Genomic DNA, 13,584 nt, shown 5'->3' with positions numbered 1-13,584 from the left:
CCGCCACCGGCGCGGCGCCGTCGGCCGCCTCGGCAGCGGCCGCCGGGGGTTTTTCTTTTTGCTGGCGCGCCTCGCGCTCGCCGCGGATGGCGCGCATCTGGCGCGGTCCGCGCGGACGCTCGGGCGCCGCCGGCTGTTGCGGGGCCCGCTCCGACGCTTGCTCCGACGCCTGCTCCGACGCCTGCCCGGCCGCTGCGGCCGGCGCGCCGGCCACCTTCGGCTTGCGCGGCTTGCGCGGCGCCGGCGCTGCCGCAACCGCGTCAGCCATTACCGCGTCAGCCATTACCGCGCCAGCGGCCACCGGGGCAGCGCCCTCGGCGCCGGGCGCCGCGTCGGCGGCGGGCGCCTTCTTGGGCGCGCGCTTGGCCTTCGGCGCCACCAAGCCCGCAGCCGCATCGGCCTCGATCTGGGCTTTGGTGCGGCGCTTCGGCTTGGCGGCGGTGTCGCCGGCCACGTCTGCGGTGGCGATGATGTCAGTAGGGTCAGTTGGGTTCATTATTGGTTTCTTGGTTGTGCTGACCTGGCGCAGCGTCAACCGTGATTTCTGGCGCAGGGTCGTGAATCGGGACTTCGGGTGGTGATTGATCGGCGCCGGCCGCCGCGCCGGGTTCCGGAACTGCTTCCGGCGCCTCGGCGCTACCCGCACCATCGTCGTGCACAGCGGACACAGCCGCTGCCTTGTCAAAATTTTCTTGCAATGCCGCCTCGAGGGCCGCCATTTCGAGGCCGCTCTGGCGCTCGCTCAACTGCTGCAACGGCGGCAGCCCGGACAGCGAGGACAGGCCGAGGTCGTCGAGGAACTGCTTGGTCGTGCCCAGCAGCGCCGGGCGTCCGATGACCTCGCGGTGCCCGAGCACGTCGACCCAGCCACGGTCTTCGAGCATCTTGATCGTCTGCGAATTGACGGCCACGCCCCGGATCTCTTCGATGTCGCCGCGGGTGACGGGCTGCCGGTAGGCGATGATCGCCAGCGTCTCGAGCGTCGCCCGCGAATATTTGGCGGGCTTTTCGGGGTTCAGGCGCTCGAGGTACTGCTTCATTTCGGGGCGGCTCTGGAAGCGCCAGCCGGTGGCCAGGCTCACCACTTCGACGCCGCGCTGCTCCCAATCGTGCCGCAATTGTTCGAGCATCAGCTTGATCGCGTCGGCGCCGACGCCCTCGCCCATCGGACGGCCCTTGTCGTCGACATCGACGAACAGTTTCTTCAGGCTGTGGATCGATAGTGGCTCGCGCGCGCAGAGCAAGGCTGTTTCGAGGACTCTTTTGGCCTCATCAGTATTCATAGCGAATCGTGTGCGGATCGTGCAAAGTTAAGGCATTAAGGCAAACAGGGTGTCAAAAACAGGGTGTCAATCAACGTAGAGTCAGCGACCGCATCGGATCACTCTGCGCAAAAGGAAATTCGTTGAAACTGGCGTTCCGTCGCCCAGGCGTTGCGCGGGCGGGAAAAATTACCGGTGGCGGACCTGGACCCGTCCACGCGGCCCCTCGCTTAACGAGCGGGCCATAAGCCATTGATTTTCAAGGGAAACGCGGGCTATTCGCAGCGGCAGGGAGGCTAGGCTCCGGACGCGCGCCACACGAATGGTCGACGACATCTCCTTCAACTGGCCTCATTGTACCTGATAAAACGGCGAAAAGGACAATCTCGCGCGGGACGGGCTAGGCTCAGGCTGCCAGTTTTTCGGCCAGGATCGCCGAGACGCCGAGGAAGGCCGGATACTCGGCCGTGATGACATAGGTGGGCACCTGCGCCAGATAGCCGGCGAAGCGGCCCTTCTGCTCGAAACGGCAGCGGAACGACGACTGGGCGAAGCGCGCGCCCAGCTTGGGGACGATGCCGCCGCCTATGTAGATGCCGCCCTGCGCGCCTAGCGTGATGGCGAGGTTGCCGGCGACGGTGCCGAGCATGCCGCAAAAAACCTCGACCGCCTGGTCGCACAGGTCGCACTCGCCGGCACAGGCGCGGCGCGAGATTTCGGGGGCGCTCAGCGCGGGCACGGCGCGCCCGGCCTGCTGGGCCAGCGCGCGGTAGAGCAATTCGAGGCCGTCGCCGGACAGGAAGCGCTCGGCCGAGACGTGCGGAAACTCGCGCCAGGCGTATTGCAGCACCGCCACCTCGACCTCGTTGACGGGCGAAAAACTGACGTGGCCGCCCTCGCTGCGCAGCGCGGTCCAGCCTTCGCCCGCCGGAATCAGGCCCGACACGCCGAGGCCGGTGCCGGCGCCGAGCAGTCCGAGCGGGCTGTGGGCGCGGACCGCGCCGCCGCCGACCTGCACCTTGTGGCCGGCCGCGAGGTGCGGCAGCGAGCGCGCCAGCGCGCTGAAGTCGTTGACCACCAGCAAAGTGTCGAAGCCACAATCGACGCGCATGGCCTCGATCGAGAATTCCCAGTGGTGGTTGGTCATCCGGACCTCGTCGCCGTCGATCGGATTGGCGATCGCGATGGCCGCATGCCGGATCGCGGGGGCCGCCGCGGCGACCGCGGGCGAGGCCAGGTAGGCGCGCATGGCGTCGGCGAGCGTCGGGAAGGCGGCGCACGACAACACGTCGATGCGTTCGAACTGGCCGGGCGCCACCTCGAGCGCGAAGCGCGCGTTGGTGCCGCCCACGTCGGCGAGCAGGCGCGGGCCTTCTGCGAAGGCGGATACGGCGTTTTGCGACAGGGCGGATAGCAGTGATGCGGTCATGGCGGCAACCAAATAAAGGATCACTAAGCTTACTGGATATACTGCTCCCGGTGCAAGTATTCTTTGTAGTTTAGGTACATTCTTATGAAAAATAGGCTGATTTATACAAAGGACTACGAAAAAACATAACAGTAGTACAGCTACCTGCAAGGGTATTGGCGCCGGCCGGAGGGGGCGAATGCGCACGGCCGGGGCGGCGCGCCGTGTCCGGTTCGGGCGCCCGGGCCACGGGCATGATCTCCAGCACGACGCCACCGCCGGCTTGCGCGCCCGCGGCTTCGCGCAGCTGCCTGTCGACCCGCAGCCAATCGCTTAATTGACCGTCCGGCTCGAGCGTGGACTGGAAGCGGTGGCCATTGATGGCGCCGTCCACCGTCGTCCTTCCCCGCCGCGGGAGTCTTTCACTCGCGTCCTTCGGCAGTATCAGGAATGTCCAGGAATCATCGCTGCCGGGCGTGGCCGGTCGCAACAGTTTGGCGTTGAATCGTGACTTGGTGCCAGCTTGGGTCATTTGCATTCCCGATCACAAAATTGCGGACACCTTGTTGGCAGAAGCTGTCCCTGCTAAGCCGGCGTCGTTCCGGCCGGCTTGAAATCGGTGGCGCCGGCATGGACGCCGCCGCGGTGGGCGTTCCATGCGTCGAGCCCGCCGTGCAGGGCGCGCGCGCGGTGGAAGCCGTCGGCCAGGAATTGCTTGGCGACCTGGGCGGCCGTGACATCGTTGGGGCAACTGCAATAGACGACGATGTGGCGGTCCTTGTCGATCGCCGCCATCAGGATGGCCGGCTCGCTGTCGCCATAGATCAACGCGCCCGGGATGGCGGCCTCGAATTGGCGCGCGGTGACGCTGCGCGCGTCAATCAGCACGGGTTCGCCGCCGGCGCCGATCAGGTCGAGCAGCTCGGCGACGCCGATCCGTTCGATCTGGACACCCATGAGGAAACGGCGCCGCTCGATATATTTGTACAACACGAACACGGCCAGCAGGCCGAACACGACCACCAGCGCGGTCGCGCCCAGGGTCGACAGGAACGCCAGCGCCGCGTCCACGCTGCGGTGGAACATGGCGCCGGTGGCCAGCGCGGTGGCGCTCCAGAACACGCTGCCGCCGATGCTGAAGGCGAGGAAGCGGGCGGTGCCGGTGCCCATCGCGCCGGCCAGCGGCGCGGCCACGATATTAAAACCGGGAACGAATTTCGACACGAGCAGGGACTTCGCGCCGAAGCGCTTGAACTTGTCCTCGGTCTGGCTGACGCAGTAGTCGGGCGAGAGTGAGATTTTGCACAGCAGGCGCAACACGCGCTTGCCGTAGAATCGGCCGGCGCGGAACCAGAACAGGTCGCTGATCAGGCAGGCCAGCACCGCGACCGCCCAACAGGCTTGCCAGCTGATGCGCCCGCCCACGGCCAGCGCGCCGGCCACGAGCAGGATGGGGAAGGCGGGAATCGGCAGCCCCAACTGCTCGACCAGGACGAGCGCGAAGACGATGAACACACCGTAGGTCAGCAGAAGTTCGACAAAATTGGGCATGGGGCATTCTATCCGATAAGCATGCGCATCGCCCGGCGCCACCCGCGGCGCCGGGGCGCCCCGCCCCTTACTGGTCTTCGCGCAGGCGGCGCTGGCGCACCGCCGCGGCCAACCCCTCGAGCACCTGCACGCTGCTGTCCCAGTCGATGCAGCCGTCGGTGACCGACTGCCCGTAGACCAGCTCCTTGCCCGGCACCAGGTCCTGGCGCCCGGCGACCAGGTGCGACTCGACCATGACGCCGACGATGCGGTCGTCGCCGCCCGCGATCTGGGCCGCGATGTCGGCGCACACGGGAATCTGGTTCTCGGGTTTTTTGGAACTGTTGGCGTGCGAGGCGTCGATCATCAGGCGCGCGGCCAGGCCCTGGGCGGCGATCTGCTGGCAGGCCAGCTCGACGCTGGCGGCGTCGTAGTTCGGCGTCTTGCCCCCGCGCAGGATGATGTGGCAATCCTCGTTGCCGTTGGTCGACACGATCGCCGAGTGCCCGCCCTTGGTCACCGACAGGAAGTGGTGCGGCTGCGAGGCGGCCTTGATCGCCTCGACCGCGATCTTGATGTTGCCGTCGGTGCCGTTCTTGAAGCCGACCGGGCACGACAGGCCGGAGGCCAGTTCGCGGTGCACCTGCGACTCGGTGGTGCGGGCCCCGATCGCGCCCCAGCTGACCAGGTCGGCGATGTACTGCGGGCTGATCACGTCGAGGTACTCGGTGCCGCACGGCAGCCCCAACTCGTTGATGTCGCGCAGCAGCTCGCGCGCCATGCGCAGGCCGTCGTTGATGCGGAAGCTGTTGTCCATGTACGGGTCGTTGATCAACCCCTTCCAGCCGACCGTGGTGCGCGGCTTCTCGAAGTACACGCGCATGACGATCTCGAGCTCGCCGGCGAAGCGCACGCGCTCCTTGGCCAGCAGGGCCGCGTATTGCATCGCGGCTTTGGTGTCGTGGATCGAGCACGGGCCGATCACGACCATCAGGCGGTCGTCCTGGCCGTGCAGGATGCGGTGCAGGGCCACGCGCGAGGCGGCCGCGGTCTGCTCGGCCGCCTCGCCGCAGGCGAACTCGCGGATCAGGTGCGAGGGCGGCGTCAGTTCCTTCATTTCGCGGATGCGCAAATCATCGGTACGGGGCATGCTGTTCTCCGGTAAAGATTTCAAGTATTCGGTTAAATTCAAGGGCTATATCGCGCAATTCGGTACGGCTTGTTCTGGAAATCGCCAGCAAAAAAAAAACCGCCTGGTAGGCGGTTTTTCTGGACTTGCTAGATTCGTTGTTGGTTTTATGAACCGTGAACCTGCCGCTACTCCACCGCCTTTGGGTTGGAATTGCTAAAATAAAAATGGCAGGTAAAGAAAACAACGATGTTCATGTGCATATCCGTTTGGGTTCGCAAAGACTATAACAACAACGGCTGCCTATTGGCAAGGCCTTTATCTGTACAGACAAATTCGCGAAATCAGGATCCGGTGCCGCCGACGATCACGTCCTCGATGCGCAGCGTCGGCTGGCCGACCCCGACCGGCACGCTCTGGCCCTCTTTGCCGCACACGCCCACGCCCGAATCGAGGCGCATGTCGTTGCCGATCATCGACACCCGGTTGAGCACGTCGGGGCCGTTGCCGATCAGGGTCGCGCCCTTGACCGGGTAGGTCACCTTGCCGTCCTCGATCATGTAGGCCTCGCTGGCCGAGAACACGAACTTGCCGTTCGTGATGTCGACCTGGCCACCGCCGAAGTTGACAGCGTACAAACCATTTTTGACCGAGGCGATGATCTCGGCCGGGTCCTTGTCGCCGCCAAGCATGTAGGTGTTGGTCATGCGCGGCATCGGCAGGTGCGCGAACGACTCGCGCCGCGCGTTGCCGGTCACGGGCATTTTCATCAGGCGCGCGTTCATCGTGTCCTGGATGTAGCCCTTGAGGATGCCGTCCTCGATGAGCGTGGTGCACTGGGTCGGATTGCCCTCGTCGTCGATGTTGAGCGAGCCGCGCCGTTCGGCCAGGGTGCCGTCGTCGACCACGGTGACGCCCTTGGCCGCGACGCGCTCGCCGATGCGGCCCGAGAACGCGGACGAGCCCTTGCGGTTGAAGTCGCCCTCGAGGCCGTGCCCGATCGCCTCGTGCAGCAGCACCCCGGGCCAGCCCGGTCCGAGCACGATCGTCATCGGCCCGGCCGGCGCCGGGCGCGCGTCGAGGTTGACCACGGCCGCCTTGACCGCCTCGGTCGCGTACTTGTCGAGCATGGCGTCGTCGAAGTAGTTGTAGTTGAAGCGCCCGCCCCCGCCGGCCGAGCCCGACTCGCGGCGCCCGTTTTGTTCGACGATGACGGTCACCGACACGCGCACCAGCGGGCGGATGTCGGCCGCGAGCACGCCATCCGAGCGCACCACGAGCACGACGTCGTATTCGCCGGCCAGCCCGGCCATGACCTGGACCACGCGCGGATCTTTGGCGCGCGCCATTTTTTCGACGCGCTCTAGCAGCTTGACCTTGGCCGTGGCGTCGAGCGAGGCGAGCGGGTCGTTGGGCAGGTACAGCGCGCGGCCGCCCTGCTGCGTCATGGTTGATGCGACCTTTACCTTGCCGGCGCCGGCGCGCGCGATGGTGCGCGTGGCCGCGGCGGCCTCGAGCAGGGCCGCCTCGGAGATTTCGTCGGAGTAAGAGAAGGCGGTCCGGTCGCCCGAGACCGCGCGCACGCCGACCCCTTGGTCGATCGAGAAGCTGCCGGTCTTGACGATGCCCTCCTCGAGGCTCCAGCCTTCGCTCTTGGTGAACTGGAAATACAGGTCGGCATAGTCGACCTTGTGGGTGAACATGGTCCCGAGCGACTTGAGCAGCTTGCCTTCGTCGAGGCCGAACGGCGTGAGCAGCACGTCGCGCGCGACGGCGAGGGTGGAGAGATTCGGTTCAAAGGCGATCATGGGGAGCTTCTTTCATTGGTGGATGCCGCCATTGTGCCACTCATTGCGCACGCTTGCGCGAATGTCCCGTGGCGCAGGCGATTGACGCGGCGCGCCCGCTCCGCCACGGTCCCGCCTTGAAGGACTCCCGGGATATCCGTTGACGGAGGCGCTGGCACTCCGTGCCCTGCTGTTTCATTTGCTCCGCTTCACGGTAGGCTTAGCCACGCCATGTGGTATCGGCGTACTACCAGGAGGGTTGATGTTCACTACGCTGACGGTTGTGGTCGTTTTAAGCTCATAAGGAACTCGTACGTTGCGGCCCGTGAAGTCTTTTTTATTGCGGGTGATAATGATGAGGTTCTTGACATCGGCTGTCGCCTGAATGATTGCATCCGGCAACCCGATTCTGGGGCCTGAACGGCGGCGCTCGGACATGAGGGCTGCGGCTGCCTGCATTATCTCCGCGTCGATTTCGATGATCTCGAACCCGAAGTCCGCCATGAATTCGTCGAAGCGCGGCACGTCAGCCACATTGGCACCAGCATACAGTTCCATCCATGAGATCACACTGATGGCTGGATTGTCCCAATGTGCAAGTTCGGTCAACGCTTCCGCGTAGCCTTTGCTCCAGTCGATAAGTATATTGGTGTCGAAAAGAACTAGGCCTGCCATTCAGACCTCAGCTCCCGCTGATATTCCAGACCGTCCGCCGGAATGTCGGGACGTTGCGACCAAATTCCGGCAACCTTGTTTAGCGCCGCCATGCGGCGCGCTCGACGCGCTTCAATCGTATCTTCTACAACAGGTTCGGCCGTCGCGCCGGCATCAAGGACGTGGTGATCAACGCAAGAGTGCCTCAAGGTCGCCATAGCATACCTCCATGATGTGAATGGCTATGTGAATGACTATAAGTGTAGTTCATCGCCCGCTCATTGTCTCCCGGCGCGGCATTCGCCTGCGGAACGGTCCCGCTCTGCAGGGCGTCACTATCCGGCCTAAAGCTTTCGGTGCCGCAGCGCCGGCAAGCTCGCGCGCACCGAGGCCAGCAGTTCGACGTCGATGACGCCCTTGACCACGCCCTCGCCCTCGGCCAATTGGTCGACGACCTTGCCCCACGGGTCGACCAGCATGCTGTGGCCCCAGGTGCGGCGCCCGTTCGGGTGGCGCCCGCCCTGCGCCGCGGCCAGCACGTAGCACTGGTTCTCGATCGCGCGCGCGCGCAGCAGCACCTCCCAGTGCGCCTGGCCGGTGGTGTGGGTGAACGCGGCCGGCACCAGGATCAGGGCGCACTCGCCCATCGCCCGGTACAGCTCGGGGAAGCGCAGGTCGTAGCAGACCGACAGCCCGACCCGGCCGAAAGGCGCCTCGAAGCTGCCCACCGCCGCGCCCGGGACGATGGTGCGCGCCTCGTCGTAGTCCTCGTCGCCCTTGGTGAAGCCGAACAGGTGGATCTTGTCGTAGCGCGCGGCGGGCGCGCCGTCGGGGCCGTACACAAGCGTGGTGTTCATCACCCTGCCCGCCTCGTTCGAGCGCAGCGGCAGCGTGCCGCCGACGAGCCAGATGCCGTGCTCGCGCGCGGTCGCCGCCATGAAGGCCTGGATCGGGCCGTCGCCGGGGACCTCGGCCAGCGCCACCTTGTCGTGCTCGTTCATGCCCATCACGGGCCAGTACTCGGGCAGCGTGACGAGCGTGGCGCCGCCGGCGGCGGCCTCGGCCACGAGGCGGCGCGCGCTGGCCATGTTGGCGGGCGTGTCGGGGGTCGAGACCATCTGGATTGCTGCCACGGTCGTCATGGGACGCTCCTTTGCTGGGATGCAGGGGTGGGCGCGCGGTTCAGGGCGCGGCTGGAAGAGCGGTTCATGGCGCGGTTCATGGCGCCACCGCCGGCGCGGCCGCCGGCGCGGGCGCGCCCTTCGGCTTGCCGTTCTTGTCGAGCTTGGTGATCACGGGCGCCTTCCACGGCCCCGCGACGCGCATATGGTAGGTCATCGCCTTCATCATGGGCGCGCGCAAAAACAGTTGCGCCAGGTAGCCGCCGAGGCCGACGATCGGGTTGATCGCCAGCGCGTACACCAGCGGTCCGGTGCCAAGGTTGAACTCGGGGATCACGATCACGTGCAGGTTGGTCGTCTCGTTGGCGACATCGGCCGTGCCCTCCATCAGCACGGTCGCGGCCAGCCCGTGCATCTTGAGGTTGTTGGTGCGGATCACACCCTTGGCGATGACGGCGTCGGCGCTGATGCCGTCGAACGCGAGGCCCTGCGAGAACACGTCGTGGAAGTCGAGCTTGAGCAGGCGCGGCAGCGCCTGCAGGCTGAGCACGCCGAGCAGCTTGGCCGCGCCCGGGTCCTGCTTGAGGAATTGCCCGCCGGCCAGGTCGAGCTCGATCTGGCCCGACAGGCTCGGCGCGTCGAGCGTGTAGGGCACGCCGTTCCAGGCGATGTCGCCGTTGAGCTTGCCCTTGCCGTGCTTGAGCGTGTCGGGGAAGCCGAAGCGGTCGAGCAATCGCCCGGCGTCGCCGATGTCGAGCACGAAATTGAGGTTGGTGCTGCTGCGTCCGTCCTTGGTGAGCCACTTGCCGGCCGCCTTGAGCTCGCCGTCGGGGGTGATCAGCGAGAGCTTGTTGATGCGCCACTCGCGCCCGGCCAGCGCCGGCACGTTCGAAGCGAGCAGCTCGAGCCGGCCGAGCTGCTTGTTGAACAGCTCGAAGCGCTCGGCCACGATGTCGAGCGCGGGGATGGTCGCGGCCGCGCCCTTGCCGCCCTCGAGCAGGTCCTTGACCTCGGCCTTGGCCGACTCCGGGATCAGCAGCGTGGCCAGGCGCGCGGTGACCTTGCCCAGGCCGTTCGGGGTCGCGACCCAGGCCACGTGGCCGGCCACCTGGCGCGCGTCGATGCTGGCCTGCCAGTTGTCGTTCTGGCGCGTGGCGCCGACCACCACGTTGTCGAGCTTGCGCTCGCCGATGATCAGCTCGGTCGCGCGCGCGGCCAGCATGTCGGGCAGGATGTACTGGCCCAGCTCGAGCGCGCCGCCGGCCGCGGCCGAGGCGGCGGCCTCGGCCGGTCCGGCCGCGAGCGTGCCGGCCACCGCGCTCCACTGGTCGACGTTGAGCGACTTCATGTTGACGTTGACGATCACCCCGCTGTCGGGCTCGGGCGGCGGCAGGTTGACGCCGATGCCGCCGCGCAGCACCCGCCAGGGGCCGTCGCCGGCCTTCTGGCGCAGGTAGCGCGCGGCGATCGAGGAGCCCAGCGTGAGCCGGATCTCGTCGCGCGCCAGGCCCGCCGCCCCCGGCAGCGAGGCCAGCGTGAAGTGCACCGGCAGCGCCTCGGGCGCCGTCTTGCGCAGCGGGGCCGGGAAGTCGAGCCCCAGCCCGGCCATGTTGGAATCGAGCGTCACCTGCAGCGCGCGCTCCTTGACCGTGACCAGCCCGGCGTAGCGGGTCGCGCCCGAGAAGCGCGTGAGCAGGCGCTGCACCGCCGGCGCCTTGAACGAGGCGCGCAGGCCGTCGCCCGAGACCGTGCCGCCGAGCTTGATGGCGATGCTGCGGTCGCGCAGGGTGCCGCCGGTCAGCGCCAGCGGCCCGCCCAGGAAGCTGGCGCCGACCCCGTTCAGGTTGACCGAGCGCTCGGTGAATTCGATCTTGCCCAGCGTCGACTGCAGCGGCGGCAGGTCCTTGATCAGGACCACGTCGTTGTTGGCCAACTGCAGCGCGCCCTGCACGGTCGACTCGGCCAGGCGCGCCAGCGGCAGGCGCAGCCTGAGCGCCAGGCGGGCGTTGCCGGTGGCCTTGGTGTGCTCGGTGAAGCGCCCGATCCAGCCCAGCACCGGGCTGGCCGCGACATAGTGCAGGAACTCCTGAAGCGGCGCGGCGGCGGCGCCGTCGATCTCGAGCTGCATGTCGCCGGCCATCAGGTCGGGCACCACCGCCTTGACCGCGCTCAAGGCCACGCCGCCGGTGCGCGCGCGCTCGGCCTTGATTTCCATGCGCGTGCGGTCGAACAAGATGGTGCCGTCGATCCCCTCGAGCAGCGGCCACAGCGGCGACTTGCCGTCGTCGCCGTGGTGCAGCGGGGTGTAGTTGAGGGAGGCGTTCTCGAGGCGGCCGGCGACCCGGAACTCTCCCGGGGCACGAACGCCCGCGGCGCGGCCGGCGCCGCGCGCGGGGGCGCGGAACGGGAACTGGACCAGGTCGCCGCGCAGCTTGAGCGTGACGTCGCGCCCGGTGCCGCCGAGCAGCGCGCCGGTCAGCCAGGCGCGCAGCCGCGGCGGCGTCTGCAGCGGCAGGTAGCGTCCGATGCTGTCGATGGCGAAGCCGTCGACGCTGGCGTCGAGGTCGATCCGCCCGAGCGTGCCGCCGCGCGCGCGCTGGAGCGGCATCTGGTGCCTGCCCGACAGCTTGCCGCGCAGCGCGCCCTGGGCGAACTCCATCGCGTCGACCTGCACCAGCAGCTCGTCTTGCGGCAGGAAGCTCCAGCGCGCGCGCAGCCCGAGGTGGTCGAACGGCATGGCCGGGTCGGCGAACCAGCCCGGCAGCTGCAGCACCAGCTTGCGCGAGTCGAGCTGCACGCTGCCGCCCTGATCGCCCACGTCGATGCTGCCCGAGAGGTTGTCGAAGCCGGGCAGCGCCGGCACCGGCGCCACGTTCGGGCGCGCCAGCCGCGCCGGCTGGGCCGCGATGCCGAGGCCGTCGACGCGGGCGCGCACCCGGTAGTTGGCCAGCGCCGGATAGGTGCCCTCCCAGCGCGCGTCGAGCCCGAGCAGGCGCCCGCGCGGGGCGAAATCGGCCAGCGCCTGGCGCTGCGAGGCGCTGATCGGCAGTTGCGCGGCGAGCCGCGCCAGGGTTTTAAGGTCGAGTTCGCTCGCGCTGAGCTGGTAGCGGTCCTGGCGCCCGCCGGCGGCGGCCGTGAAGCGCTCCGACAGCGCCGCCGCCCGCAGGGTCAGGCCGTCGGCCGTCTCGAGCCCGAAATCGGCCAGGCTGATGTCGTGCCCGCGCGCGCCGAAGGTCGGCTTGCCGTCGGCCTGGCCGGCCGGGAAGTGCTCGCGCGCCGAGACGCGCCCGGACACCCGCGCCAGCTCGAGCGGCGCCAGAGTGCGCCCGAGCCGGGCCTTGACCCCGGACAGGCCGACGTCGGCCGTGAAGGCGGCCAGCTTGGCCTGGTCGAGCGTGAGCCAGGCGCGCAGCGAGCCGCGCCCCTCGCTCACCGCGACCGGGGCGTCGACGTATTGGCCCAGCACGGCGAAGTCGGCGCCGCGCAGGTCGACGAACAGCTCGCCCTTCCAGCGCGTGGCGTCGGCGCTGTCGGCGCCGAAGCGGTGGGTGAAGTCGGCCCGGATGTCGAGCGGGCTCGCCAGCGCCGCCGGCGCGGCGGCCGTGAGCGCGAAGCGGTGGTGGGTCCAGTTGTTGTACAGCGCCAGGTTGAGGTTCTCGAGCGCGAGCGGGGGAGCCCCGCGCAGCTCGTCGGTCCAGCGCAGGCGGCCCTGGCGCACCACGATCTCGCGCTGGCTCAGCAGCCAGTTGGCGCCGCCGCCCCCGCCCCTGGTGTCGGCCAGCGCGATGCCGGCCACGAACAGCTTGCCTTGGACGTCGCGCCGCACCGCCAGCTCGGGCCGGATCAGCTCGATCGAGGCGAAGCGCGGCGCGAGCGCGGCCACGCTCCACCACGACAGCGTCGCCGAGATGCTCGGCAGCGCCAGCAGCTCGCGCCCCTGGCGGTCGCGCAGCACGACGTCGCCGAGGAACAGGTTGGGGCGCTGCCCCTGCCAGGAGGCGTACACGCGCGCGATCGAGACCTCGTTGCCGAGCGCGCGGCTGGCGGCGCGCTCGATGTCGGGCTTGTAATAGTCGATGTTGGGCAGGACCGCGTAGCGCAGGAACAGGAACACGAACACGAACAGGAAATACACCGCCAGCACCAGCTTGACCGTGAAGCCGAGCACATGGTGGGTCGCCGTGTTGAGCATGCGATAGGCCGCGCGCGCCCGGTGCCAGCGTCGGGCGACACTGTGCCTGGCCGGCGCGTCCTGGTGGCGCGTCTCTGGTGTGGTCAATGAGCTGATAGGAAATGCCCGCCGTTTAAACCGTTCGTTTGTGTTCGTTTGTGTTCGTTTGTCATCGTCCGGACGGGTTGTCCGGGGCGCCGCCGCGCGCGCCGCGCCTGCCGGGCTTGCCTGCGTGCCGCCGTCTGCCGTACCATCGTTACGACCGGGCAGAAAGGCGGCCCGGCGCCGCGGCCCAATTCTACCCCATGGGCGCCATCCGGGACCTTGCACTTTACCCTTTTTAACATTTCCATGACGCAATCTTCCTTGACCTCTCTTTCGCGCTTCCAGCAGCGCTGGCTCGCCGCCGACCCGTCGCGCGCCCAACAGCTGGCCGCGCTCGCGGCCGCCCCGCTCGGCGGGCTCGATTTCGGCGCCGCGCTGGCGCTGCAGGGAGCGCCGGGCGCCGCCGCGCCGGGCGCC

At 68.0% G+C, this 13,584-nt stretch carries 10 protein-coding genes and 1 pseudogene; 1 reads left to right on the top strand and 10 read right to left on the bottom strand.

From position 1 onward, the window contains the following. The 6 genes and pseudogenes from C7C56_RS04510 to aroG all read right to left on the bottom strand — a co-directional run. Positions 1 to 496 (bottom strand): annotated as a pseudogene (locus C7C56_RS04510) (23S rRNA pseudouridylate synthase B); the annotation flags it as partial. Beyond that, positions 483 to 1,283 carry an SMC-Scp complex subunit ScpB gene (gene scpB / locus C7C56_RS04505; RefSeq protein ID WP_106756294.1) on the bottom strand — a complete coding sequence of 267 codons (801 nt, stop codon included), beginning with the start codon at positions 1,281 to 1,283 and terminating at the stop codon, positions 483 to 485. The pseudogene C7C56_RS04510 and the gene scpB, both read right to left, overlap by 14 nt. Positions 1,284 to 1,668: 385 nt before the next feature. Further along, positions 1,669 to 2,691 (bottom strand): glucokinase, encoded by a 1,023-nt coding sequence (locus C7C56_RS04500; protein ID WP_106756293.1) that lies wholly within the window; start codon positions 2,689 to 2,691, stop codon positions 1,669 to 1,671. A gap of 82 nt (positions 2,692 to 2,773) precedes the next feature. Then, a complete protein-coding gene (locus C7C56_RS04495; RefSeq protein ID WP_106756295.1) occupies positions 2,774 to 3,202 on the bottom strand; it encodes a DUF1905 domain-containing protein in 429 nt (142 codons plus the stop codon). A 53-nt stretch (positions 3,203 to 3,255) separates the two neighbouring features. Further along, on the bottom strand, positions 3,256 to 4,221 hold the full coding sequence (locus C7C56_RS04490) for a rhodanese-like domain-containing protein (RefSeq protein WP_106756292.1): 966 nt from the start codon (positions 4,219 to 4,221) through the stop codon (positions 3,256 to 3,258). 67 nt (positions 4,222 to 4,288) lie between these two features. Beyond that, positions 4,289 to 5,350: a 3-deoxy-7-phosphoheptulonate synthase AroG gene (aroG, locus tag C7C56_RS04485; RefSeq protein WP_106756291.1), complete on the bottom strand. Its 1,062-nt coding sequence runs from the start codon at positions 5,348 to 5,350 to the stop codon at positions 4,289 to 4,291. Here aroG and C7C56_RS27925 point away from each other — a divergent pair. Further along, complete coding sequence (locus tag C7C56_RS27925) at positions 5,349 to 5,549, top strand: hypothetical protein (protein ID WP_146204282.1); 201 nt, start codon at positions 5,349 to 5,351, stop codon at positions 5,547 to 5,549. The genes aroG and C7C56_RS27925 overlap by 2 nt on opposite strands. 124 nt (positions 5,550 to 5,673) lie before the next feature. On the opposite strand, the gene tldD is transcribed toward C7C56_RS27925, so the two are convergent. From tldD to C7C56_RS04465, 4 genes are all read right to left on the bottom strand, one after another. Then, entirely contained in the window at positions 5,674 to 7,137 is a 1,464-nt protein-coding gene (gene tldD / locus C7C56_RS04480) for a metalloprotease TldD (RefSeq protein ID WP_106756290.1), read from the bottom strand. A 174-nt stretch (positions 7,138 to 7,311) separates the two neighbouring features. Then, a complete protein-coding gene (locus C7C56_RS04475; protein WP_106756289.1) occupies positions 7,312 to 7,791 on the bottom strand; it encodes a PIN domain-containing protein in 480 nt (159 codons plus the stop codon). Between the two features lie 323 nt (positions 7,792 to 8,114). Then, positions 8,115 to 8,912 (bottom strand): carbon-nitrogen hydrolase family protein, encoded by a 798-nt coding sequence (locus tag C7C56_RS04470; RefSeq protein ID WP_106756288.1) that lies wholly within the window; start codon positions 8,910 to 8,912, stop codon positions 8,115 to 8,117. A 76-nt stretch (positions 8,913 to 8,988) separates the two neighbouring features. Beyond that, a complete protein-coding gene (locus tag C7C56_RS04465) occupies positions 8,989 to 13,170 on the bottom strand; it encodes a YhdP family protein (protein WP_307719022.1) in 4,182 nt (1,393 codons plus the stop codon). Positions 13,171 to 13,584: the final 414 nt, after the last annotated feature.

It is taken from the genome of Massilia glaciei (genome assembly GCF_003011895.2).
Lineage (GTDB): Bacteria > Pseudomonadota > Gammaproteobacteria > Burkholderiales > Burkholderiaceae_D > Telluria_A > Telluria_A glaciei.
This window is presented reverse-complemented; position numbering and strand designations above follow the sequence as displayed.